We start from the raw sequence: 24526 nt of genomic DNA, 5'->3' as shown, positions 1-24526 counted from the left end.
CCACCATGGCAAGACACTGGCGAGCCGGAGCGGCCGGCCTGGCCGTCCTCGGCCTCACCCTCACGGCCTGCGGCGGCGCGAAGGTCGGGGACGACAAGGCCGGCAGCTCGGGTAGTTCCGGCAAGTGCGGCACCTTCAACCTCGCGGTCAACCCCTGGGTGGGCTACGAGGCGGATGCCGCGGTCGTCGCCTACGTCGCGGAGAAGGACCTCGGCTGCAAGGTCACCAAGAAGGACCTGAAGGAAGAGATCGCCTGGCAGGGCTTCGGCACGGGCGAGGTCGACGCCGTTCTGGAGAACTGGGGTCACGACGACCTGAAGAAGAAGTACATCACCGACCAGAAGACCGCCGTGGAGGCCGGCTCGACCGGCAACAAGGGCATCATCGGCTGGTTCGTGCCGCCGTGGCTGGCGAAGGCCCACCCGGACATCACCAACTGGAAGAACCTCAACAAGTACGCGGCCAAGTTCAAGACCTCGGAGTCGGGCGGAAAGGGCCAACTCCTGGACGGCGACCCGTCGTACGTCACCAACGACGAGGCGCTGGCGAAGAACCTGAAGCTGGACTTCAAGGTGGTGTACGCGGGGAGCGAGACCGCGCTCATCCAGGCGTACCGCAACGCCGAGAAGAACAAGCAGTGGGTGATCGGCTACTTCTACGAACCGCAGTGGTTCCTGTCCGAGGTGCCGCTGGTGAAGGTCGAACTGCCCGCGTACAAGGACGGCTGCGACGCCAACGCGGAGAAGGTCGCCTGCGACTATCCCGAGTACGACCTGAACAAGATCGTCAGCGCGAAGTTCGCCAAGTCCGGCAGCCCTGCCTACGACCTGGTGAAGAACTTCAACTGGACGAACGACGACCAGAACACCGTGGCCAAGTACATCGCGGTGGACAAGATGACCCCCGAGGCGGCTGCGAAGAAGTGGGTCGAGGCCAACCGAGACAAGGTCGACGCCTGGATCAAGTAGCGCCGGAAACAGGGAGTAGGACGCCGGTCGGAACATGCCCGGCGGGCGGTGCGCACCCCACGCGCACCGCCCGCCGGGCATCGCCGTGTTCCGGCCTGTGTTCCGTCCGTTTTCCGAGGTCCCGCAACCCTTGACACCCACCTGTGCGGAAGGCACATTGAGTTGCGCAACCTGAATCAAGTTGCGTACACAGCAACTGGATCGACTCGACTGGTTAATAAACCGGAGGTGCGGCGATGGCGGGACCGCGTGTGGTCATCATCGGAGCGGGAGTCGTTGGCGCGGCGCTCGCGGACGAGATCTCGGCGCGGGGCTGGACCGAGGTGACGGTGGTCGACCAGGGGCCGCTCCCGGCCACCGGGGGCTCGACCTCGCACGCCCCTGGCCTGGTCTTCCAGACGAACTCCTCGAAGACCATGACCGAGTTGGCCCGCTACACCGTCGAGAAGTTCTGTTCTCTCGACGTCGACGGCAAGCCCTGTTTCCTCCAGGTCGGCGGCCTGGAGGTGGCGACCACCCCCGAGCGCCTCTCCGAATTGCACCGCCGCCACGGCTGGATCACCGCCTGGGGCATCGAGTCGCGGATCCTGACCGCCGACGAGTGCGTCGAGCGGCACCCGCTGGTCGACCGTGACAAGGTTCTCGGCGGCCTCCTCGTCCCGACCGACGGTCTCGCCAAGGCGGTTCTCGCCGTCGAGGCCCAGATCCGCCGGGCCACCGAGCGCGGCGTGCGTTTCCTGGCCCGCCACGAGGTCCTCGACGTCCTGAAGGCCGACGGCGAGGTGACCGGCGTCCTGACCGACCAGGGCGAGATCCCCGCCGACATCGTCGTGTGCTGCGCCGGCATCTGGGGCCCGAAGATCGCCCGCATGGTCGGCATGAACCTCCCGCTGACCCCGCTGGCCCACCAGCTCGCCTGGACCGGCCCGATACCGGCCCTCGCCGGCCAGACCGAGGAGGCGGTGCGCCCGATCCTGCGCCACCAGGACGCCGACCTCTACTACCGCGACCGCTTCGACGGCATCGGCATCGGCTACTACGGCCACCGCCCGATGCCGATCTCCGCCGACGACATCCTCTCCGTGGACGAGGCCGACGAGATGCCCTCGATCCTGAAGTTCACCGAGGAGGACTTCGAGGACGCCTGGACCGAGACCCAGTCCCTGCTTCCCTCGACGCGCGAGGCGAAGGTCGAGGAGGGCATCAACGGCCTGTTCTCCTTCACCACCGACAACTTCCCGCTCCTCGGCGAGTCCACGGACGTCAAGGGCTTCTGGGTCGCCGAGGCGGTCTGGGTCACCCACTCCGCGGGCGTCGGCCGGGCGATGGCCGAGTGGCTGGTCGACGGCCACTGCTCGTCCTTCGACCTGCACGAGTGCGACGTCAACCGCTTCGAGCCGCACCAGCTCTCCCCGCAGTACGTGCTGGCCCGCGACTGCCAGAACTTCGTCGAGGTCTACGACATCCTCCACCCCCTCCAGCCGTCCGGGGACCCGCGCCCGATCCGCACCAGCCCCTTCCATGCCCGCCAGCAGGAGCACGGCGCCTTCTTCCTGGAGGCGAACGGATGGGAGCGCCCGCAGTGGTACGAGGCCAACACGAAGCTGGTAGAGGGCCGCAGCATCTCCACCCCCAACGACTGGGCCGCGCAGTTCTGGTCACCCATCGTCGGCGCCGAGGCGCAGGCCACCCGCGAGACCGTCGCGATGTATGACATGACGGCCCTCAAGCGCCTGGAGGTGAGCGGCCCCGGCTCCGCCGAGTTCCTGGAGCGCCTGTGCACCGGCAAGGTCGCCAAGTCCGTCGGCTCGGTGACGTACACGCTGCTCCTCGACCACGACGGCGGCATCCGCAGCGACATCACGGTCGCCCGCCTCGCCCGCGACCTCTTCCAGGTCGGCGCCAACGGCAACCTGGACCTCGACTGGTTCAGCCGCCACCTCCCCGCCGACGGCACGGTCCAGGTCCGCGACATCACGCCGGGCACCTGCTGCATTGGCCTGTGGGGCCCGCTGGCCCGCAAGGTCCTCCAGCAGCTGACGGACGAGGACTTCTCCAACGACGGCCTGAAGTACTTCCGCGCCAAGCGCGCCTACATCGGCAGTGTCCCGGTGACGGCGATGCGCCTGTCGTACGTCGGTGAACTCGGCTGGGAGCTGTACACCACCGCCGACCAGGGCCTGAAGCTGTGGGACACCCTGTGGGAGGCGGCGAGCCCCCTCGGCGGCGTCATCGCCGGCCGCGGCGCCTTCAACAGCCTCCGCCTGGAGAAGGGCTACCGCTCCTTCGGCACCGACATGACCTACGAGCACGACCCCTACGAGGCCGGCGTCGGCTTCGCCGTCAAGCTCGACAAGGGCGACTTCATCGGCAAGGCCGCGCTGGAGCGCCGCAAGTCCGACGTACGGCGGAAGCTGACCTGCCTCACCATCGACGACCCGCAGTCGGTCGTCCTCGGCAAGGAGCCGGTGTACGACGGCGACCACGCGGTCGGCTACGTCACCAGCGCCGCCTACGGCTACACCACCGGCAAGGGCATCGCCTACGCCTGGCTCCCGGCCGAGCTGGCCACCCCCGGCACGCCCGTGCAGATCGGCTACTTCGACCAGCGCATCGAGGCGGTCGTCGCCGCGGAGCCCCTGTTCGACCCCACGATGTCCCGCCTCCGTGGCTGACACCCCGCGTCGACTCCCGAGGGAAGGAACACCGCCGGTGAACGCACAGCTGCTCGACGGCAAGTCGACCGCGGCCGACATCCGCCGCGAACTCGCGGAGCGTGTGGCCAAGTTGACGGCAACGAACGGCCGTCCGCCGGGCCTCGGCACGGTCCTGGTCGGTGACGACCCGGGCAGCCATGCCTACGTCGGCGGAAAGCACCGCGACTGCGCCCAGGTCGGCATCGCCTCGATCCGCCGGGACCTGCCCGCCGACGCCTCCCAGCAGCAGGTCGAGGAGACGATCGACGAACTCAACGCCGACCCGGCCTGCACCGGCTACATCGTCCAGCTCCCGCTCCCGCGCCACCTGGACGCCAACGCCGTACTGGAGCGCATGGACCCGGCCAAGGACGCCGACGGCCTGCACCCCGTCAACCTCGGCCGGCTCACCCTGGGCGTCGAGGCCCCGCTGCCGTGCACCCCACGCGGCATCGTCGAACTGCTCCGCCGCTACGAGGTGCCCCTCGCCGGGGCACGGGTGTGTGTGATCGGCCGCGGCATCACGGTAGGACGCCCCATCGGCCTCCTCCTCACCCGCCGCTCCGAGAACGCCACCGTCACCCTCTGCCACACCGGGACCACGGGCCTGGCCTGGCACGTACGCGAGGCCGACATCGTCATCGCGGCCGCCGGGTCGCCCGGCCTGGTCACCAAGGACATGCTGCGCCCCGGTGCCGCGGTTCTGGACGTCGGCATCACCCGCACCGACCAGGGCCTGGTCGGCGACATCCACCCGGACGCCGCCCAGATCGCCGGATGGATCGCGCCCATGCCGGGCGGAGTGGGCCCCATGACCCGAGCGATGTTGCTCGCCAACGTCGTCGAGGCCGCCGAGAGGAACGCCACCGCCGCATGAACGCGCACGTCCCCAAGCACCCGCAGTATCCGTACCTTTCAGAAGACGGAGACGTCCGATGAGCCCCCGCATCCCCGGCGCCGACCTCCCCGACCACCCCGACTGGCTGTGGCGCAATCCCGAGCCCAAGCGGTCGTACGACGTAGTGATCGTCGGCGGCGGCGGACACGGCCTGGCCACCGCCCACTACCTCGCCAAGAACCACGGCATCACCAATGTGGCGGTGCTGGAGAAGGGCTGGCTTGCGGGCGGCAACATGGCCCGCAACACCACGATCATCCGCTCCAACTACCTGTGGGACGAGAGCGCCGGCATCTACGAGCACGCCCTCAAGCTGTGGGAGGGGCTGGCGGAAGAGCTCGACTACCCGATCCTCTTCTCCCAGCGGGGCGTGCTGAACCTCGCGCACAGCCTCCAGGACGTCCGCGACAGCGTCCGCCGCGTGGAGGCGAACCGCCTCAACGGCGTGGACGCGGAGTGGCTCGACGCGGACGGCGTCAAGGAAGTCTGCCCGATCGTCAACATCTCGCAGGACGTGCGCTACCCGGTCCTGGGCGCCACCTACCAGCCGCGCGCGGGCATCGCCAAGCACGACTACGTCGCCTGGGGCCTGGCCCGCTCGGCGGACGCGGCGGGCATCGACATCATCCAGAACTGCGAGGTCACGGGCCTGGACGTGGTCGGCAACCGTGTCGTCGGCGTCCAGACCGACCTCGGCCCCATCGCGGCGGGCAAGGTGGCGCTCTGCTCGGCGGGCCACACCTCGGTCCTCGCCGCCATGGCGGGCATCGAACTCCCCGTCCAGAGCCACCCGTTGCAGGCCCTGGTCTCCGAGCTCCTGGAGCCGGTGCACCCGACGGTCGTCATGTCCAACGCCGTCCACGTGTACGTCAGCCAGGCGCACAAGGGCGAACTGGTGATGGGAGCGGGCATCGATGCCTACAACTCCTACACCCAGCGCGGCGCCTTCCACATCATCGAAGAGCAGATGTCCGCGGCCCTGGAGCTGTTCCCGGTCTTCGCCCGCGCCCATGTCCTGCGCACCTGGGGCGGCATCGTCGACGTCAGCCCCGACGCCTCGCCGATCATCGGGCTCAGCCCCGTCGACAACCTCTATCTCAACTGCGGCTGGGGAACGGGCGGTTTCAAGGCCACCCCGGGCGTCGGCTGGGTCTACGCCCACACCATCGCCCATGACACCCCGCACGCCCTCAACGCCCCCTTCTCGCTCGACCGTTTCACCACCGGCGCGCTCGTCGACGAGCACGGCGCGGCCGCGGTGGCCCACTAGGACCACTGGAATCTGGGAGCCGATCCATGCTGCTCATCCCCTGCCCGTGGTGCGGGCCCCGCGACGAGGCCGAGTTCCACTACGGCGGCCAGGCCCACGTGCCGTACCCGGAGGACCCGGCGTCCCTCTCCGACGAGGAGTGGGCCCGCTACCTGTTCTTCCGCGACAACCCGAAGGGCCCTTTCGCCGAACGCTGGAGCCACGCGGCCGGCTGCCGCCGCTGGTTCAACGCGGTACGGGATACGGCGACGAACGAGATCCTGACGGTGTACAGGTCGGGCGAGGAACGCCCGGCACCTGTTGAGCCCCGTCCAGCCCCTTCGGCCCGTCCGGGGGTCCCCCCTCTGGGGGAGCTTGAGGACGAGGCCCCTTCAGGGCCGACGGGGGGCCAGGGGGCGGAGCCCCTTCAGGACGGGACGGGGAAGGGCGGCGGGGGCGCTGCATCCATCAGCGGCTCCGCCGCGGGCCGGCCGTTCCGCCACGCCACCCGCGGCCGAATCGACCGCGACACCCCCCTCACCTTCACCTTCGACGGCACCGAATACCGAGGCTTCCGCGGCGACACCCTCGCCTCCGCCCTCCTCGCCAACGGCGTCATCCAGGCCGGCACCAGCATCAAGCTCGGCCGCCCCCGGGGCATCTTCTCGGCCGGCGTCGAAGAACCCAACGCGGTCGTCCAGATCGAGGAGCCCTTCCCGGAGCCCATGCTGCCCGCGACGACCGTCGAGCTCTACGACGGCCTGGTCGCAAGCAGCCTCCCCGGCCAGGGCCGCCTCGGCACCGACCCGGACCCCGCCCGCTACGACGCCGTACACGCCCACTGCGACCTGCTGATCGTGGGTGCGGGCCCGGCCGGCCTCGCGGCCGCGGCGGCGGCGGCGAGCAGCGGCGCCCGCGTCATCCTCGCCGACGACCGGCCGGAGCCGGGCGGCAGCCTCCTGGGCACGGCCGAACACCTCGACTGGGTGCAGGAGGTCACCGGCCAACTGGCCACCGCCCCCGAGGTCCGCGTCCTGTCCCGCACCACCGTCTTCGGCTACTACGACGACAACCACCTCCTCGCCGTCGAGCGCCGCACCAACCACCTCGGCGCCGACGCTCCCGAGAACGTCTCCCGCGAACGCGTCTGGCGCATCCGCGCCCGCCGCGTCGTCCTCGCCACCGGCGCCCACGAGCGCTCCCTGGCCTTCGCGGACAATGACCGCCCCGGCGTGATGCTGGCCTCCTCGGCCCGCACGCACCTCAACCGCCAGGGCGTCCTGCCGGGCCGCCAAGCGGTCGTCTTCACCACCAACGACAGTGCCTACGCGGCAGCGCTGGACCTCGCCGCGGCGGGCCTGGCCATCGCGGCGATCGTCGACACCCGCCCCGAACCGGGGGAGTGGGCCGAGCAGGCGAGGGCGGCCGGCATCGAGGTGCTGGCCGGGCACGCCGTCACCGGCACGGAGGGCGAGGCCCGCCTCACCGCCGTGACCGTCGCGCCGTACGGAGAGTCGGCGGGGCAGCGGGAGTTCGCCGTCGACCTGCTGCTGGTCTCCGGCGGCTGGAACCCGGTGGCGCACCTGTTCAGCCAGTCGGGCGGCAAGCTGCGCCACGACGAGACGCTGGGCTCCTTCGTCCCCGACACCTGCCGCCAGGCGGTCGAGGTCGCGGGCAGCGCGAGCGGCGTCCTCGACCCGGCCACGGTCCTGGCACAGGGCGCGGCCGCCGGTGCACGCGCTGTCGAGGCCGAGGGCTACACCTCCGAGGCGCCCCGCCTCCCGGAGGTGGCCGCGCAGCCGCGGCAGACGCCCCCGATGCACGTGTACGTCGTGCCGGGCGCCTCGGACGCCCCCCGTTTCGTCGACCTCCAGCGCGACGTCACCGTAGACGACCTGGCCCGTGCGACCGGCGCCGGTCTGCGCTCGGTCGAGCACACCAAGCGCTACACCACGGCCGGTACCGCCAACGACCAGGGCAAGACCTCCGGCGTCCTCGCCAGCGGCGTCGTCGCCGAACTGCTCGGCGTGGACATCTCGGCGCTCGGCACGACCACGTTCCGCCCGCCGTACACGCCGGTCTCCTTCGCCGCCCTCGCGGGCCGCGACCGGGGTGCGCTGAGCGATCCGGTCCGCACGACCGCCGTCCACGAGTGGCATGTCGCGCACGGCGCCCTGTTCGAGAACGTCGGCCAGTGGAAGCGCCCCTGGTACTACCCGCAGGACGGCGAGGACATCGAAGCCGCCGTGCTGCGCGAGTGCCGGGCCACTCGCGAGAGCGTCGGCTTCATGGACGCCTCCACCCTCGGCAAGATCGACGTCCAGGGCCCGGACGCCGGTGTCTTCCTCGACCGGCTCTACACCAACATGATGAGCACCCTGAAGGTCGGCATGATCCGCTACGGCGTCATGTGCCGCCCGGACGGCATGGTCTTCGATGACGGCACGGTCATCCGCGTCGCCCCGGAGCGCTTCCTGGTCACCACGACGACCGGCAACGCCGCCGCCGTACTCGACTGGATGGAGGAGTGGCTCCAGACCGAGTGGCCCGAGCTGAGGGTCCACTGCACGTCGGTGACCGAGCAGTGGGCCACGGTCGCCCTGGTCGGTCCGAAGTCCCGTGCGGTCCTCGCCGAGCTCGCGCCCCAACTGGCCGTCGCCAACGAGGACTTCCCGTTCATGGCCTGGCGGGAGACGACCGTCGCGGGCATCGCGGCGCGGGTTTGCCGGATCAGCTTCTCCGGCGAACTCGCCTTCGAGATCAATGTGTCCCCCTGGCAGGCCCTCGCCCTGTGGAAGGCCGTCTACGAGGCCGGCGCTCCGTACGGCATCACCCCGTACGGCACGGAGACCATGCACGTCCTGCGCGCCGAGAAGGGCTACCCGATCATCGGCCAGGACACCGACGGCACCGTCACACCCCAGGACCTCGGCATGAGCTGGGTGGTGTCGAAGAAGAAGCCGGACTTCATCGGCAAGCGGTCCCACGCCCGAGCGGACACCGTCCGCCCCGACCGCAAGCACCTGGTCGGCCTCCTTCCGGAGGACCCGGGCGCTTTCCTCCCCGAGGGCACCCACCTGGTCGCCGACAGCGTGCTGCCGGCCCCACCCGTCCCCATGCTCGGCCACGTCACCTCCAGCTACCGCAGCGCGGCGCTGGGCCGGACGTTCGCGCTCGCCCTGATCAAGGGCGGCCGGGACCGCATCGGCGAGCGGCTGTACGCCCCCGTCGGCGACCAACTGGTGCCGGTGACCGTCGCCAGTCCTGTCCTCTACGACTCCGAGGGAGCCCGCCGCGATGGCTGAGACCGCCCTTACCGCCCCACTCCGCAGCCCGCTGGCGCAGGTCGCGGACCGCCTGGCCGCCGCGACACGCACGTCCGGGGGCGCGATCCGGCTGGCCGAACTCCCCTTTCTGGCCCAGCTCAACGTGCGCCTCGACGCCAAGGGAGCGGCGGCGGCAGCCGTCGGGCTCGCACTGGACCTCCCGCTGCCGCTCCAGCCGAACACCGTTGTCCGCGCGGGGGAGTTGACCGCGCTGTGGCTCGGTCCGGACGAGTGGCTGCTGGTGGGACCGCCGGGGAGCGAGCGGGACCTGGAGAGCCGGATCCGGGAGGCCGCCGGCGAGGAGCCCGTCTCCGTCATCGATGTCTCCGCGCAGCGCACCACACTCCTCGTCACGGGCCCCCGCGCCCATGACCTGCTGGCCCACGGTTGTCCGCTGGACCTGCACCCACGGGCCTTCGGCGCCGGACACTGCGCCCAGACGACACTGGGCCGCGCGCAGGTCGTCCTGGTCTCCCGGGACGAACCCAGGGCCGGATTCTGGGTCCTGGTCCGCTCGACGTTCGCCGGCTATCTGGCGGACTGGTTGCTCGACGCGGCGACGGAATACGTCTGAGCGACACGGACGGGGTTGCCCGTCGTCCCTGTGGGAGCTCCGCCGAGGGGCTCCCACAGGGCTTTGTGCAGTAAGTCATCGTCGTACGTTCGAAGGCTGGACTCCTGTGACCGCCACGGCTCACGCCACCACCTCTCCGCACCCGGGAACGCCCGAACTCCATCCGCACGGGCTGCCACGGCCCGGCCGGACGCTGGTCATGGGCGTCGTGAACGTCACGCCGGACTCGTTCTCCGACGGTGGGCTGTCGTTCGCCGCGGACGCGGCCGTCGCGCAGGGGCTCGCGCTGCTCGAACAGGGTGCGGACATCGTGGACGTGGGCGGCGAGTCGACCCGCCCCGGTGCGGCGCGTCCGCCGGTGGAGGAGGAGCTGCGACGTGTCCTGCCCGTCGTCCGGGAACTCGCCGCGGCGGGCGCGATCGTGAGTGTCGACACCATGCGGGCCGAGGTGGCCGCCCGCGCGCTGGACGTGGGTGCGCGGCTGGTCAACGATGTCTCAGGGGGCCTCGCCGACCCCGCGATGCTGCCGCTGATGGCCCGGGCGGGCACGCCGTACGTGCTGATGCACTGGCGTGGGCACTCCGCCGGCATGCAGGCGAACGCCGTCTACGACGATGTCGTCACCGACATCCTCGACGAGCTGCGACTGAGGATCGAGGCCGGGCTGGAGGCGGGGATCGCGCCCGGCTGTCTGGTCGTCGACCCCGGGCTGGGCTTCGCCAAGACGCCCGCGCACAACTGGGAGGTGCTGGGCCGCCTGGGGGACGTCGTCGCCCTGGGACACCCCGTCCTCGTGGGCGCGTCACGCAAGTCGTTCCTGGGCAGTCTGCTGGCGGACCCGGCGACGGGACAACCCCGTCCCGCACGGCTGCGCGATGCGGCGACCACCGCAGTGTCCGTGCTCGCCTCGGCTCGGGGCGTCTGGTGCCTGCGCGTGCACGATGTCGCCTCGACGGCCGACGCGGTACGCGTGACGGCCCGCTGGGGCATCGAGGTGGCGGCGGTCGACGCGGCGGCGTCGGCGGGGTCGCCGCTGGGTTGAGCGCCTCTGTGAAGCCTCAGCCGAGATAGCCCATCCGGCGGCTGATCTCCTCCGCGCCACTGATCAGCACGGGCGCGAGCTCGTGGATGCGTCCCTCGGTGAAGCGGTACCCGGGGCCGGAGGCGCTGAGCGCGGCGACGACCTCGCCGTCGCGGGAGCGGATCGGGGCCGCGATGGCGTGCAGTCCGATCTCCAGTTCCTCCAGGGTCACCGCGTAGCCGCGCTCGCGCGCCTCGGCGAGGTGCTTCTCCAGCTTGGCTCTGGCTGTCAGGGTGCGCGGCGTCAGCTGCTGCATCCCGGACGCCGCGAGCACGTCGGCGCACTCCTTCGCCGGCAGGTGTGCCAGCAGGATCTTGCCGCTCGACGTGGCGTACACCGGGGTGAGCTGCCCGACCCAGTTGTGGGTGCCGACCGCGCCCGGGCCGCGGACCTGGTAGAGGTTGACCGCGTAGTGCTCCTGAAGGACCGCGATGTTGACCGTCTCGCCGATCTCCTCACTGAGGCGCTCGCACACCGGCCGACCCTGCTGGGTGATGTCGAGGCGGCCCGTGACCGCGCCGGCCAGGCGTACGATCCCGAAGCCCAGCCGGTACTTGCCCCGCTCGGCCGTCTGCTCGACCAGGCCGCGTGCCTCCAGCGCTCCGAGCAGGCGGAACGCCGTGGACTTGTGGACGTCGATCTCGGCGGCCACCTCGCTGACCCCGGCCTCGCCGCGCTGGGCGAGGATCTCCAGGACGCTGACGGCACGGTCGACGGACTGCACCCCGTTCACCGCGGGACCTGCTGTTGCTGTTGCGTCCTCAGCCGTGTGGTTGCTCATGGCGCAACTATACTCAAGGTGTCCGAGGGGCCCGCAGGGGCCGCGGAAGGCGGCGGGGATGGCTGGATCCGGCCGCCCGCATGGTCGCACGGCCCGCCCGGTCAGCGGAAGACCACGGTGCAGTTCCCGTTCACCAGCACCCGGCTTTCGCTGTGCCACTCGACGGCGCGGGCGAGCACCTGCGCCTCGACGTCGCGGCCGATGGTGACCAGCTCGTCGGGGTCGGGCGAGTGGTCCACGCGGACGACGTCCTGCTCGACGATCGGGCCTTCGTCCAGGTCGGACGTGACGTAGTGAGCCGTGGCCCCGACCAGCTTCACGCCGCGCTGGTGTGCCTGGACGTAGGGCCGGGCCCCCTTGAAGCTCGGCAGGAACGAGTGGTGGATGTTGATGGCCCGGCCGTCGAGCTGCTTGCACAGGTCGTCGGAGAGGATCTGCATGTAGCGGGCCAGTACCACCAGGTCGACGTCCAACTCGCTCACGAGCTCCAGCAGTCGCGCCTCGGCCTGGGCCTTGGTGTCCTTGGTCACCGGGATGTGGTGGAAGGGGATGCCGTAGCTCTGCGCCAGTGGCTCGAAGTCGCGGTGGTTGGAGACGATCGCCGGGATCTCGATGTTGAGCGCGCCCGTGGACTTGCGGAAGAGCAGGTCGTTCAGGCAGTGGCCGAACTTCGAGACCATGATCAGCGTGCGCGTCGGGGTCGAGGCGTCGTGCAGTTGCCAGCTGATCCCGTACGCCCGGCTGACGGGGCTGAAGCCGGTGCGCAGGTCCTCCAGTGAGATGCCGGGATCCGAGACGTCGAAGTGCACCCGCATGAAGAAGCGGTCCTGCTGCCGGTCGTCGAACTGCCGGCTCTCCAGGATGTTGCCGCAGTGGCCCACCAGGTAGGTGGTCACGGCGTGGACGAGACCGGCCTGGTCGGGGCACGAAAGGGTGAGCACGAACTCGCGGCCGGGCTTCGGTCGAGGAGACATGTCTTCCTCCGTCGTCGAGTGATGCAAACTGCGCAACTCAGTGAGCAATACGCAACATGCTTCATGGGGTGTGACCGCGCGGTCAAGGGGTGATCCGTCGGAAGTGGCCCAGGCGCTCCGAGATCTTCTCGGCGGCCGCCCGCGCCGCGTCGGAAACCTCCGGCAGCCGCTGCTCCGTCAGCCGGAAGGACGGCCCCGAGGTGCTGGGTGACCTCCTGCTGGATCAGTGGGACGAGCCGACGCCGTAACCGCGAACGTGTGAGTCTCGCTCAGGCTTGGTTGCGAAATGCGCAACATTGAGCGTCATCGGAAATTGATGTGCGACGGCTCCCTTGACAATCCCCGCACCGCGCAGAAAGCATGTTGCGTATAGCGACTATCGTTGTGTCATGTGAGACACCTCCCTTCTGGAGCCCGCATGAGGAGCATCACCGTCGTCGGAGCGTCGCTGGCAGGCCTGAGCACGGTCCGCGCGCTGCGCGCAGAGGGCCCCGACGGCGAGATCGTCGTCGTGGGAGAGGAACGCCGCACCCCCTATGACCGTCCGCCGCTGTCCAAGGACTTCCTCAGGGGGGACCTGGACGCCGACGCGCTGGCGCTCGGCGACAAGGCCGAGTACGAGGACCGGGACGTGCGGTGTGCCGGCCCCGGCGCCGCTCACCGCGCCGTACTTCTGGTCCGACCAGTACGAGGTACGCATCCAGGTCGCCGGACATGTCGCTCCCGGTGCCGAGCCCGAAGTCGTCGAGGGCGACATCGACAGCCGTTCCTTCACGGCGGTCTACCGGCGCGAGGGCACCCCCGTCGCCGTGCTCTCCCTCAATCAGCCGAAGTTCTTCAACCGGCTCCGCCGCACCCTGGTCCCCGCAGCGGCCGCCGTCTCATGAGTGGCCCGCTGAGTGCCCTGCCGCTGAAGTCCACAAGGGAGACCGTCATGAGCATTCCGCGGCACCTGCGGTACACCTGGGACCACGAGTGGCTGGTCGTGGACGAGGGCAATGCCACCGTCGGCATCACCGCGTTCGCGGCGAAGGCCCTCGGCGACGTCGTCAACCTCCGCCTGCCCGAGGTCGGATCCTGGGTCGAGGCGGGGGAGAGCTGCGGACAGATCGAGTCGCTCACCGCCGTCAGCGGCCTGTACGCCCCCGCCTCGGGCCGGGTTCTGGAAGTCAACACCGCGCTGGCCGACGACCCCGGCGTCGTCAACGCCGCTCCCTACACCGGCGGCTGGCTGTTCCGGCTACGCGTCGAGAACATCGCCGGCGCGCTGTCCGCCGATGCCTATGCCGCCCACTGTGCCCACACCCAAGGAGACCGCCGATGACCCTGCTCAACCAGCCCCTGCACGAGCTCGACCCCGAGGTCGCCGCGGCGGTCGACGCCGAGCTGGTGCGCCAGCAGTCCACCCTGGAGATGATCGCCTCGGAGAACTTCGCGCCGGTCGCGGTGATGGAGGCGCAGGGTTCGGTCCTCACCAACAAGTACGCCGAGGGCTACCCGGGCCGTCGCTACTACGGCGGCTGCGAGCACGTCGACGTCGCCGAGCAGATCGCGATCGACCGGGTCAAGGAGCTGTTCGGCGCCGAGTACGCCAATGTGCAGCCCCACTCCGGCGCCTCCGCCAACCAGGCGGCCCTGTTCGCGCTGGCCCAGCCCGGCGACACCATCCTCGGGCTGGACCTGGCCCACGGCGGTCACCTGACCCACGGCATGAAGATCAACTTCTCGGGCAAGCAGTTCAACGTGGTCGCGTACCACGTGGACGACGCCGGCCTGGTCGACATGGCCGAGGTCGAGCGGCTCGCCAAGGAGCACCGGCCGAAGGTGATCATCGCGGGCTGGTCGGCGTACCCGCGGCAGTTGGACTTCGCCGAGTTCCGCCGGATCGCGGACGAGGTCGAGGCATACCTGTGGGTCGACATGGCGCACTTCGCGGGCCTGGTCGCGGCGGGTCTGCACCCGAACCCGGTCGAGTACGCGGACGTGGTCACCTCCACGACCCACAAGACGCTGGGCGGGCCGCGCGGCGGCATCATCCTTGCCAGGAAGGACTTCGCGAAGAAGCTCAACTCCTCCGTATTCCCGGGCTTCCAGGGCGGTCCCCTGGAGCACGTGATCGCGGCGAAGGCGGTCTCCTTCAAGGTCGCCGCCTCCGAGGACTTCAAGGAGCGCCAGCGTCGTACGGTGGACGGTGCGCGGATCCTCGCCGAGCGTCTGACGGCCGCGGACGCTCGCGAGGCGGGGGTCAACGTGCTCTCCGGCGGCACCGACGTACACCTCATCCTCGTCGACCTGCGCGAGTCCGAGTTGGACGGCCGGCAGGCCGAGGACCGTCTCCACGAGGTCGGCATCACGGTCAACCGCAACGCCGTCCCGAACGACCCGCGCCCGCCGATGGTGACGTCAGGTCTGCGGATCGGCACACCGGCCCTGGCCACCCGCGGCTTCACGGCCGAGGACTTCGCCGAGGTCGCGGACGTCATCGCCGCGGCGCTGAAGCCGTCGTACGACGCCGAAGCGCTCAAGGCCCGGGTGAAGGCACTTGCAGACAAGCACCCGCTTTATCCCGGCCTGTAACCGACAACCTCCCGCAGGGGTGTGCCCGCGACTGCTCGGCACACCCCTTCAATCCCACGGAGTATGGCGTGGCAATCAGCGTCTTCGACCTGTTCTCCATAGGCATCGGCCCCTCCAGCTCGCACACCGTCGGCCCGATGCGAGCCGCCGGGATGTTCGTCGCCAGGCTGAAGCAGGATGGCGCGCTCGCCCAGACCGCCGCGGTACGGGCGGAGCTGTTCGGCTCCCTCGGCGCCACCGGCCACGGCCACGGCACCCCCAAGGCGGTGCTGCTCGGCCTGGAGGGCAACGAGCCGCACACGGTCGACGTCGCCCAGGCCGACCTGGACGTCGAGCGGATCCGCAGCACCGGCCGCATCCGCCTCCTCGGTGCCGAGATAGGTCCGGCCCACGAGATCGACTTCGACGCCTCGACCCAGTTGGTCCTGCACCGTCGGCGCTCGCTGCCCTACCACGCCAACGGCATGATCCTCTTCGCGTACGACGCCGACGGCGTGCCGCTGCTGGAGAAGACGTACTACTCCGTGGGCGGCGGCTTCGTGGTCGACGAGGACGCGGTCGGCGCGGACCGTATCAAGCCCGACGACACCGTGCCGGCCCACCCGTTCAGCACCGGCGACGAGCTGCTGCGCCTCACGAAGGAGACCGGTCTGTCGATCTCCGCGCTGATGCTGGAGAACGAGAAGGCATGGCGCACCGAGGAGGAGATCCGCGCGGGCCTGCTGGAGATCTGGCGCGTCATGGAGGCCTGCGTCGCACAAGGACTGGGCCGTGAGGGCATCCTCCCCGGCGGTCTGAAGGTCCGGCGCCGGGCCGCGGCGGCGGCCCGGGCCCTGCGCGGCGAGGGAGACCCGGCGGGCCGCGCCATGGAGTGGGTGACTCTCTACGCGATGGCCGTGAACGAGGAGAACGCCGCGGGCGGCCGGGTCGTCACCGCGCCGACCAACGGAGCCGCGGGCATCATTCCCGCCGTCCTGCGCTACTACCTCACCTTCGTGCCGGGAGCCGACGAGGACGGAGTGGTCCGCTTCCTGCTCGCCGCAGGCGCCATCGGCATGCTCTTCAAGGAGAACGCGTCCATCTCCGGCGCCGAGGTCGGCTGCCAGGGCGAGGTCGGCTCCGCCTGCTCGATGGCCGCCGGCGCCCTCGCCGAGGTCCTGGGCGGCAGCCCCGAACAGGTCGAGAACGCCGCCGAGATCGGCATGGAACACAACCTCGGCCTGACCTGCGACCCGGTCGGCGGCCTCGTCCAGATCCCCTGCATCGAACGCAACGGCATGGCCGCGGTCAAGGCCGTCACCGCCGCCCGGATGGCCCTGCGCGGCGACGGCCGCCACCACGTGTCCCTCGACAAGGTCATCAAGACCATGAAGGAGACCGGCGCCGACATGAAGGTCAAGTACAAGGAGACCGCCCGCGGCGGCCTCGCCGTCAACGTCATCGAGTGCTGAAAACGGAGGCGGACGGAGCAGGAGAAGGGGCCGCAGCCATGCTCATCGACACCTACGGTCGCGTCGCCACCGACCTGCGGGTCTCGCTCACCGACCGGGTCAACGTCTCGCTGGACACCCTGCGCTCTGGCGTCTTCAGGGCCCTGACCCGGCGTGACCGCCACCACGAGGTGGTGGAGGGCCCGGCGGCGGCCGGCGCCGCCGGGCTCACCCCGGTGAAGGTCAACACCGTCCTGATGCCCGGCTTCCATGACGACGAGGCACCCGAACTGCTCGCCTGGGTCCTGGAGAACGACTATGCACGCCGGTTCATCGAGCAGATGCCGCTCGACGCCCAGCACGGCTGGAAGCGCGACGGCGTGATCACCGCCGGGCACGGCCCGGAGAGTCTGCGTACCCGCTTCACGCTCACCCGGGAGCCGGACGAGGCACGTGGCTCCGCGCCCGCCGAGCGCTGGATCCTCCACGGCGGCCCGGCCCGGGTCGGCGTCATCGCCTCCGTCCCCCGCCCGTTCTGCGGCGCCTGCGACCGCACCCGGCTCACCGCCGACGGCCAGGTGCGCACGTGCCTGTTCGCCCGGGAGGAGTCCGACCTGCCCGCAACGCTGCGCTCCGGGGGCCGGACGAGGAGATCGCGGGGTCGTGGAAGCACGCGATGTGGGAGAAGAAGGCCGGCTCCGGACTCGACGAGCCGTCCTTCCGGCAGCCCGACCGGCCGATGTCGGCCATCGGGGGCTGACGCCCGAGCCCGCAGGGGGAACGACGTCCACCGACAGAACTGGGAGTGAGGCCATGGGACGGGTCACCGAGCGACGGCGCGTGCTGCGCATCCGGGACGGTGCGCCGAGCACGCGCCCGGACACCCTGGTGGCGGAGGAGCCACTGGAGATCCGGCTCGGCGGCAAACCGCTGGCCATCACCATGCGCACGCCCGGGGACGACTTCGCGCTCGCCGCCGGATTCCTGGTGAGCGAGGGCGTCGTGAGCCGGGCCGAGGACGTGGCGAACATCGTGTACTGCGCGGGCGCCACGCAGGACGGCTCGAACACATACAACGTCGTCGACGTACAGCTCGCCCTCGGTGTACCGCTGCCCGACATCACCCTCGAACGGAACGTGTACACCACGTCGTCGTGCGGGCTGTGCGGCAAGGCCAGCCTGGACGCCGTACGGACCACGGCGCGCTGGCCGATCGCCGACGCACCCCCGGTCCGGTTCACCCCGGAGCTGCTGGCCGCCCTGCCCGACCGGCTCCGGGCCGCGCAGCGGGTGTTCGACCGCACCGGTGGACTGCATGCCGCCGGGCTGTTCTCGCGGGAGGGCGAACTGCTCGACCTGCGCGAGGACGTCGGCCGGCACAACGCCGTCGACAAACTGATCGGCCGCGCGCTGCGCAACGGCCAACTGCCGCTGTCCCGGGCCATCCTGCTCGTGTCGGGGCGGGCCTCCTTCGAGCTGGTGCAGAAGGCGGTCATGGCGGGCATCCCCGTGCTGGCGGCGGTCTCGGCGCCGTCCTCCCTCGCCGTGGACCTGGCGGCGGAGACGGGGCTCACGCTCGTCGGCTTCCTGCGCGGCGGCTCCATGAACGTGTACGCGGGCGAGCAGCGCCTCGACCTGTGTGCCGGAGCCATGCCCGGGGGACCGGCGAGGTGAGCCAGTACAGGACCCAGCTCGAAGAGCTTCGGCACAGCCGCACCCCCGGCAGCACACTGGTCGCTCCGCCCTGGTCGCGGCCACCTGGCGCCCGTCGCCGCCCCCGCCGCGTCGCCATGCTCAGCGTGCACACCTCTCCGCTGCACCAGCCCGGAACCGGCAACGCGGGCGGCATGAACGTCTACATCGTCGAGCTGGCCAAGCGGCTTGCCGCCATGGACATCGAGGTGGAGATCTTCACCCGGGCCACCTCCGCCGCACTCCCGCCCAGCGTCGAACTCGCGCCCGGCGTCCTCGTACGGCACGTGGCCGCCGGACCCTACGAGGGCCTGGCCAAGGAGGACCTGCCGGCCCAGCTCTGCGCCTTCACGCACGGCGTGACGCAGGCCTGGGCCGGCCACTACGACCTCGTCCATTCCCATTACTGGCTCTCCGGCCACGTCGGCCGCCTCGCCGCCGAGCGCTGGGGCGTCCCGCTCGTCCACGCCATGCACACCATGGCCAAGGTCAAGAACGCCAACCTGGCCGACGGCGACACCCCTGAACCCGCCGCCCGCGTGCTCGGCGAGACCCAAGTCGTACGGGCCGCGGACCGGTTGATAGCCAACACCGAGAAGGAGGCGGAGGAACTGCTCCGCCACTACGACGCCGACACCGGCCGGGTCGCGGTCGTCCACCCCGGTGTCAACCTGGAGCGCTTCCGCCCCGACGCCCGGGGTGTCGAGGCCGGTCGGGCCGCGGCCCGGTCCCGCCTCGGCCTCGCGCAGGACGCGCTGATCCTCCTGTTCGCGGGCCGGATACAGCCGCTGAAGGCGCCCGACGTCCTGCTGCGCGCCGTGGCCCGGCTGGTGGCGGAGCGACCGTGGCTGCGTGAGCGGATCGTGGTGCCGGTCGTGGGCGGACCCAGCGGCAGCGGCCTGGCCAAGCCGGAAGGGCTGCAGAAGCTGGCGGCCCGCCTCGGCATCTCCGACGTCGTGCTGTTCCGGCCGCCGGTCGGCCAGGACCGGCTCGCCGACTGGTACCGGGCGGCGTCCGTCCTGGTCGTGCCGTCCCACAGCGAGTCCTTCGGTCTGGTGGCCGTCGAGGCACAGGCCTGCGGCACCCCGGTGATCGCCGCGGAGGTCGGTGGCCTGCCGGTGGCCGTACGGGACGGGGTGAGCGGCGTACTCGTACCCGGGCACGATCCGGCTGACTACGCACGGGCGTTGTACGGTTTCGCCGACGACCCGGCCCGCTCCGCCCGGATGAGCGAGGCCGCGGTCCGGCATGCCCGGTCCTTCGGCTGGGCCACGGCCGCGGCGGCGACGGCGGACGTGTACACGGCGGCCCTGTGGGCGCGCGGGCCGCACCGAATCCCCGCAACAGGTGACCATTCCGCGTAGGGCCCTGGTGGACGAGTCGGGCGAGCTCAGGCGACGGGTGTCGGATCACTGCCGACCGTCCTCGCCAGGAGCTCACCAGCCGTCTCCCGCGTGATCACCAGCCGTGACAACCGTTCGCGCTCAGCCTCCAGCCGCATCGCCAACTCCACGACCTGAGCCTCGAGTTGCTGTGGGCCACCGGCCGACCATGAGCGGCGAGTTCTTCGCTCACCCGACCACAGCCGGTGGCGTTCGTAGACGGTCTTGGACGAACTTGTAGGTGAGGAAGGCCAGGCCGTCACCGATGGTTTTGGCGTCGACCAAGCGCATGGGTTTCTTGCCGCTCACCGAAGGCGAGATCGCTCAGCTCAAGGCCGTTCGGGCCGCCTGCCCCGAGCTGGAAAAGGCGCATCAACCAGTGCGTGACTTCGGGCAGATGCGCACCTTGCGCACCAGCGCTGTGCTGCCAGACCGGATCAACGACGCCCGCACCGTTCAGCCCCCCGGCATCACCGGCTGCGCCCGCGGCTTGACCTGCGATCTGGAGGCCGTGGCTGCCGGGCTCACCCTGCCCTGGAACTCAGGAGGCACCGAAGGCGCCGTCAATAGAATGAAAAGGGTCAAGAGACAGCTATACGGCCGAGTTGGATGTGAACTACTCCGCAAGATGATCCTGCTTCAGTGCCCCTCCGCGACCGCTCCCCAAGATCTGCGCCAGAGCCGTTCAGCGGCCCCGGGGAACGGTGTGAACTGGCCCCTGGGATGCGGTTGTTGTCGCGACCGGGCCTCGGCATGATGGATGCCGCATGCCGTGAATCGACGCTGACCATCGCCTTTCCGTGATGAGGCCCAGCCGGGATCCACGTCGCGATATAGCGTTAGTCTCCTACTCGCGCCGCTACCTGCGTCGCGCAGAGACGTTCGACAGGACTAGGACGGAAGCATGTCGGGAGAGATTTCGCCCACCGGGAAGCGCTCCGGCCCCGGCTCGTCGCCCGAGCTGCGAGCCTCTCATGCGGACCGGGACCGGGTGGTGGATGTGCTGCGTATCGCGGCGGGGGACGGCCTGCTGACCGCGGACGAGTTGGACGAGCGCCTGGAAACTGCCCTGTCGGCGCGGACTCTGAGTGAACTGACCCCGCTCACCGCTGACCTGCCGCCCGTATCGGCTACGGTCGGCGTGACGGGAGCAGAGGTCAAGGACATAGTTCGGATCGAACAGGTCCACAGCGGCGCGGTCGAGCGCGTAGGGCGCTGGGTGGTACCGCGGAGGCTGGAGCTCGCGGTGACGTTCTGCGAGGTGACGCTTGACTTCACTGATGCAGTGATCACGCACAACACCTTGCGGATCGACGTGGCCATGACGGGGAAGACCCTGACGCTGGTCACGAGGCCGGGCATCGTGGTCGATACTGATGGTCTGCAGCTGGCACACAGCAGGGTCAAGTACCGTCAGACTCCGACGAATCCTGATACACCGGTCACTCTGCGAGTGGAGCTGGTCGGTCAGAAGGCCCACGGCCGCGTGGTGGTGCGGCCCCCGCGTCGGACGTTCGGGCAGTGGCTGCTGCGCAGGCCCGCGTCCCTTTCTGTAGACGCTTGACTCGATCGTTGTGAACTGCCGGCGGGGCGGTCGCTGAGGTCTCCCAAACTGGGCGACGATCGGGCATTGCGGGCACCGGCTTCGTCGTTGCCCATGCGACCGCTGCCCCGCGCCGTGCCCGCTACCGCGCGAACAACACCTCACCCCCGACCAGCACGCCCACTACCTTCGCGCTCGCCGGCTGCCAGCACTGACTTCGGCAATCAATGGCGGGATGTCGGTTCTCTTGCCCGGCTGGGCGCGCAGCTTGGCAAACCGGCACAGCGGATCGGCCTGTCCACGACGGCCCAGCCGGTCGAGGAGGTGAGCACCTTGCTCTCCGGCGAGCAGCCGGTCGAGATCGTGCGGCCGGCGAACCAGACATCGGTCCGGCCGCCGGTGGAAGTCTCGGTGGCGGACATGGTCACGCTTGGCCTCGCGCTGGCCGCGCACCCGGACGACTTTCCCGCCGCCGTCAAAGAATACGAATGCGAGATGTGCGAACGCACCTGCATTGCCGGCCGGCAGTCCGCGCACGTGCAGGAAATCCTGGCGTCGCCCGACGCCAGCCGGAAAATGCTTGCGTTCTTCCAACCTGGCTGAATGCAACCGAATACGACCAGGCAACCGGCCGCCCAGCCAGCGCGATCACCCTCAGTTCGGGTCCCTCGGTTGTCTCACAGGACGTCACGCGACATGAGTCCCATCGCGGACTTCGTCGCCAAACACGCCACCTGACCGAACCAGCCCCGGTCGTCCAACCCCAGCCCGTCGGCCGCAGCGCCCCCGACACGGCCACCACGGCCGTGCAGGCGGCGCGTCCTCAAGCGTCCGTCGATCCGCCCAGGATGACCGCAGACGCGGTGGCGTTCAGCGCGGAGTCACCCAGCCCGGCGCCCAGGTCCCGGCGGCGTCGTGGTCGGCCGCTCTGGCGGCGAGGTGGGCGCGGAGGGTGGCCAGCGCTGGGTGGGGGTTGTCGCGGTGCCAGAGGAGCGAGTGCGGGTAGACGGGCGTCGGGTCGGTCACCGGGATGCGGCGCAGGCCGTGGTCGGCGGGCCAGACGAGGCGGGTCTGCTCGCCCATGAAGGTGGCCAAGGCCGGGGTGTCGGCGATGGTGTCGAGGAGTGCGTCGGAGCCGAAGTTGGGGCCGGTCGCCTCGATGGTGAGGCCGAACTCGGCGACGAGGTCGTCGTAGTAGGCGGCCCACTCGGTACCGGGGACGATGCCGGGCATCCAGATCCGGTGTCCGGCGAGCTGAGCGACGGTCACCGACCGGGCGCCCGCCAGCGCGTGGACGGGGCCGGTGAGGAGCTGGAGCTGCTCGTCGAGCACCCGGACGGACTCGATGTTCTCGGGAAGGGGCCGGCCGGGCACGGCGACGGCGCGGAAGGACGCGTCGATCGCACCGGACCGGATGGCGGCGACGGCCGTCTCGATGTCGAACAGCCACACCACGTCGAGCTCGATCTCGGGGTGCGCGCGGTGGAATCCGCGCATCAGGCCCGACGCCGCGCTGCGCGAGGCGATCACGTCGACGCGCAGCGGACGGCGGCCGGTGCGTACGGACGCGACTGCGCGCTCGGCGACGCGGAGCAGCTCGCGCGCGTGGGGCAGGAACGCCTGCCCGTCGATGGTGAGCTCGGCGCCGCGCGCGGTGCGGGTGAACAGCCGCACGCCGAGGTTGCGCTCCAGCGCGGCGATGCGCTTGGAGACGGCCTGCTGAGTGACCGCCAGCTCCGCGGCGGCCTCCTGGAACTGCCCCGCGTCGGCGGCGGCGACGAAGGTCCGGACGGTGTCGAGGTCCATGCCGATACCCTATGGACACAACTGTTGGTTGTGGCCGACGGCTCTGCAGTTGTTTGATCCCTCGTTGCGGTGCTCGCTTTGATGGTTCCGATCGCGGATCGGTTGTGCGGGTGAGTTACGGGGGGTGTCGGGCATGAGGAGCGGGCACCGGCTGGGACATCTGCGCGGAGATCTGCGCGGACATCGGCTGGGGCGGCGGTTCGGGTGGCTCTGGGGCGCGTACGGGACCAGCGCGCTCGGCACGTGGCTCGCCTTCGGCGCGTTCCCGCTGATCGCCATCAGGGTGCTGCACGCGGGACCGGCCGAGGTCGCCGCGCTCTCCTCCGTGGGGTCTGCGGTGGGCGCGGCCGCGGCGGTGCCGCTCGGCCCGTGGGTGGAGTTCCGCCGCAAGCGGCCGGTGCTGATCGCGATGGACCTGGTGCGATTCGCGGCGCTGCTGACGATCCCCACCGCGTTCGCACTCGGCGTGCTCACCTTCCTTCAGCTCCTGCTGGTCTCGGTCGTCGTCGCGGCGGCCGACATCACCTTCCGCGCCGCCTCCGGCGCATACTTGAAGACGCTGCTGCCGGCCGAGGACCTGCTCGTCGCCAACGCCCGCTTCGAGTCCACGGCCTGGACGACCACGATCATCGGACCGCCGCTGGGCGGCGCCGCGATCGGGCTCCTCGGTCCGGTGGCGACGGTGGTGGCCGACGCGGTCAGCTACCTGCTCTCGGCCCTGGGCATCCGCGCGACGGGCGGGCACGAGCCGCGGCCCGAACGCCGGGAGGCCGCGCGCATGCGGGCCGGGGACCTGCTCGACGGCTGGCGGTACATCCTCGCCGACGCGACGCTGCGCCCACTGTTCTTCAACACCACCCTCTTCAACGGCCTGGTGATGGCCGCCCAGCCGCTGCTGGCCGTCCTGATGCTCGGCCGACTCGGGTTCACACCGTGGCAGTACGGCCTCGCCTTCGCCGCGCCCTCGATCGGCGGGCTGCTCGGTTCACGGCTGGCCCGACCGCTCGTCACCCGGTACGGGCAGCACCAGGTCCTGGTCGTGGCCGGGACGCTGCGCGCGCTCTGGCCCATCGGCCTGGCCTTCCTGGGGCCGGGCACCGGAGGGCTGCTGCTGGTCATCGGCGTCGAGCTCGGGCTCATCTTCTCCTGCGGGGTCTTCAACCCCGTCTACACCACCTACCGCCTCGAACGCACCGCGACCGACCAGGTCACCCGCACGCTGACCGCCTGGGCGGTGACGACCAAGGCCTCGACCGCCCTCCTGACGGCCGTCTGGGGCGTGCTGGGCAGCCTGCTCGGCCCGCGTACAGCCATCGGCCTCGCCGGCGTGCTCCTGCTGGCGACCCCGCTGCTGCTCTCCCGCCGCGCGGCAGCACATCTCCCCGAGTCGGAGCCGGCACCGAACCGCACCTGACGGGCCGCCACGGCCCTCACCGCGACCGGGCTGCGCCGCCCTTCTTCGGAGCGGCCCCCCTCCGCGTGCAGCTCGAAGATGAGCGCGACGGCCTCCGCCGCGGCCGGCGGGGGTCACGGCGCGGCCCATCGTGGC

Annotated in this window: 21 protein-coding genes and 2 pseudogenes; 20 read left to right on the top strand and 3 right to left on the bottom strand. The window is 70.6% G+C overall.

Translation table 11 applies throughout. The features are described from left to right. Positions 1-5: 5 nt before the first annotated feature. The 7 genes from IEY95_RS17295 (at position 6) to folP (ending at position 10753) form a co-directional block, all read left to right on the top strand. Positions 6-968 (top strand): ABC transporter substrate-binding protein, encoded by a 963-nt coding sequence (locus IEY95_RS17295; RefSeq protein ID WP_189186896.1) that lies wholly within the window; start codon positions 6-8, stop codon positions 966-968. A gap of 236 nt (positions 969-1204) precedes the next feature. After that, positions 1205-3643 carry a GcvT family protein gene (locus tag IEY95_RS17290; protein WP_189186895.1) on the top strand — a complete coding sequence of 813 codons (2439 nt, stop codon included), beginning with the start codon at positions 1205-1207 and terminating at the stop codon, positions 3641-3643. Positions 3644-3680: 37 nt separating this feature from the next. Next, positions 3681-4541: a bifunctional methylenetetrahydrofolate dehydrogenase/methenyltetrahydrofolate cyclohydrolase gene (locus IEY95_RS17285; protein ID WP_189186894.1), complete on the top strand. Its 861-nt coding sequence runs from the start codon at positions 3681-3683 to the stop codon at positions 4539-4541. A gap of 58 nt (positions 4542-4599) precedes the next feature. Then, complete coding sequence (locus IEY95_RS17280) at positions 4600-5832, top strand: sarcosine oxidase subunit beta family protein (RefSeq protein ID WP_189186893.1); 1233 nt, start codon at positions 4600-4602, stop codon at positions 5830-5832. Between the two features lie 26 nt (positions 5833-5858). Then, positions 5859-9116: a sarcosine oxidase subunit delta family protein gene (locus IEY95_RS17275; protein ID WP_189186892.1), complete on the top strand. Its 3258-nt coding sequence runs from the start codon at positions 5859-5861 to the stop codon at positions 9114-9116. Further along, on the top strand, positions 9109-9711 hold the full coding sequence (locus IEY95_RS17270) for a sarcosine oxidase subunit gamma (protein ID WP_189186891.1): 603 nt from the start codon (positions 9109-9111) through the stop codon (positions 9709-9711). The genes IEY95_RS17275 and IEY95_RS17270 overlap by 8 nt, the downstream gene beginning before the upstream one ends. Before the next feature lie 106 nt (positions 9712-9817). Next, positions 9818-10753, top strand: a complete 936-nt coding sequence (folP, locus tag IEY95_RS17265; protein WP_189186890.1) for a dihydropteroate synthase — start codon at positions 9818-9820, stop codon at positions 10751-10753. Positions 10754-10769: 16 nt separating this feature from the next. Here folP and IEY95_RS17260 read toward each other — a convergent pair whose 3' ends face one another. Together IEY95_RS17260 and purU are read right to left on the bottom strand one after the other, a co-directional pair. After that, positions 10770-11516: an IclR family transcriptional regulator gene (locus IEY95_RS17260; protein WP_189186958.1), complete on the bottom strand. Its 747-nt coding sequence runs from the start codon at positions 11514-11516 to the stop codon at positions 10770-10772. A gap of 158 nt (positions 11517-11674) precedes the next feature. After that, the gene (gene purU / locus IEY95_RS17255; protein ID WP_189186889.1) at positions 11675-12547 is read right to left on the bottom strand and encodes a formyltetrahydrofolate deformylase; all 873 of its coding nucleotides are present in this window, start codon (positions 12545-12547) and stop codon (positions 11675-11677) included. Positions 12548-12636: 89 nt separating this feature from the next. Between purU and IEY95_RS17250 the strand changes: the two genes are divergently transcribed. From IEY95_RS17250 to IEY95_RS17200, 12 genes and pseudogenes are all read left to right on the top strand, one after another. Continuing rightward, a complete protein-coding gene (locus tag IEY95_RS17250; protein ID WP_189186888.1) occupies positions 12637-12795 on the top strand; it encodes a hypothetical protein in 159 nt (52 codons plus the stop codon). A gap of 170 nt (positions 12796-12965) precedes the next feature. Next, positions 12966-13085, top strand: a pseudogene (locus IEY95_RS50710) (NAD(P)/FAD-dependent oxidoreductase); the annotation flags it as partial. Positions 13086-13185: 100 nt separating this feature from the next. Next, entirely contained in the window at positions 13186-13434 is a 249-nt protein-coding gene (locus IEY95_RS49065; protein WP_229703046.1) for an oxidoreductase C-terminal domain-containing protein, read from the top strand. Positions 13435-13481: 47 nt separating this feature from the next. Beyond that, complete coding sequence (gcvH, locus tag IEY95_RS17240) at positions 13482-13871, top strand: glycine cleavage system protein GcvH (protein WP_189186887.1); 390 nt, start codon at positions 13482-13484, stop codon at positions 13869-13871. Further along, the gene (gene glyA, locus IEY95_RS17235) at positions 13868-15124 is read left to right on the top strand and encodes a serine hydroxymethyltransferase (RefSeq protein WP_189186886.1); all 1257 of its coding nucleotides are present in this window, start codon (positions 13868-13870) and stop codon (positions 15122-15124) included. Before gcvH ends, glyA begins: the two co-directional genes overlap by 4 nt. Positions 15125-15192: 68 nt before the next feature. Further along, positions 15193-16575 (top strand): L-serine ammonia-lyase, encoded by a 1383-nt coding sequence (locus IEY95_RS17230; protein WP_189186885.1) that lies wholly within the window; start codon positions 15193-15195, stop codon positions 16573-16575. A 59-nt stretch (positions 16576-16634) separates the two neighbouring features. Continuing rightward, positions 16635-17314: pseudogene (locus IEY95_RS17225) on the top strand (GTP 3',8-cyclase MoaA family protein); the annotation flags it as partial. Between the two features lie 53 nt (positions 17315-17367). Further along, positions 17368-18228 carry a formate dehydrogenase accessory sulfurtransferase FdhD gene (fdhD, locus tag IEY95_RS17220; RefSeq protein ID WP_189186884.1) on the top strand — a complete coding sequence of 287 codons (861 nt, stop codon included), beginning with the start codon at positions 17368-17370 and terminating at the stop codon, positions 18226-18228. Positions 18229-18284: 56 nt separating this feature from the next. Further along, positions 18285-19610, top strand: a complete 1326-nt coding sequence (mshA, locus tag IEY95_RS17215; protein ID WP_189186957.1) for a D-inositol-3-phosphate glycosyltransferase — start codon at positions 18285-18287, stop codon at positions 19608-19610. Positions 19611-19893: 283 nt separating this feature from the next. Further along, on the top strand, positions 19894-20385 hold the full coding sequence (locus tag IEY95_RS17210) for a transposase (protein WP_189186883.1): 492 nt from the start codon (positions 19894-19896) through the stop codon (positions 20383-20385). A 147-nt stretch (positions 20386-20532) separates the two neighbouring features. After that, a complete protein-coding gene (locus IEY95_RS17205; RefSeq protein ID WP_189186882.1) occupies positions 20533-21192 on the top strand; it encodes a DUF1707 SHOCT-like domain-containing protein in 660 nt (219 codons plus the stop codon). Between the two features lie 303 nt (positions 21193-21495). Next, entirely contained in the window at positions 21496-21774 is a 279-nt protein-coding gene (locus IEY95_RS17200) for a hypothetical protein (protein ID WP_229703044.1), read from the top strand. A 267-nt stretch (positions 21775-22041) separates the two neighbouring features. On the opposite strand, the gene IEY95_RS17195 is transcribed toward IEY95_RS17200, so the two are convergent. Next, on the bottom strand, positions 22042-22977 hold the full coding sequence (locus IEY95_RS17195) for a LysR family transcriptional regulator (protein WP_189186881.1): 936 nt from the start codon (positions 22975-22977) through the stop codon (positions 22042-22044). Positions 22978-23110: 133 nt separating this feature from the next. On the opposite strand from IEY95_RS17195, the gene IEY95_RS17190 reads away from it, so the two are divergent. After that, a complete protein-coding gene (locus IEY95_RS17190) occupies positions 23111-24391 on the top strand; it encodes an MFS transporter (protein ID WP_189186880.1) in 1281 nt (426 codons plus the stop codon). Positions 24392-24526 lie beyond the last annotated feature (135 nt).

Source organism: Streptomyces albiflavescens, from assembly GCF_014645835.1.
GTDB lineage: Bacteria > Actinomycetota > Actinomycetes > Streptomycetales > Streptomycetaceae > Streptomyces > Streptomyces albiflavescens.
Note: the sequence above shows the minus strand (reverse complement) of the source record. Positions and strands in the feature narration are given on the sequence as shown.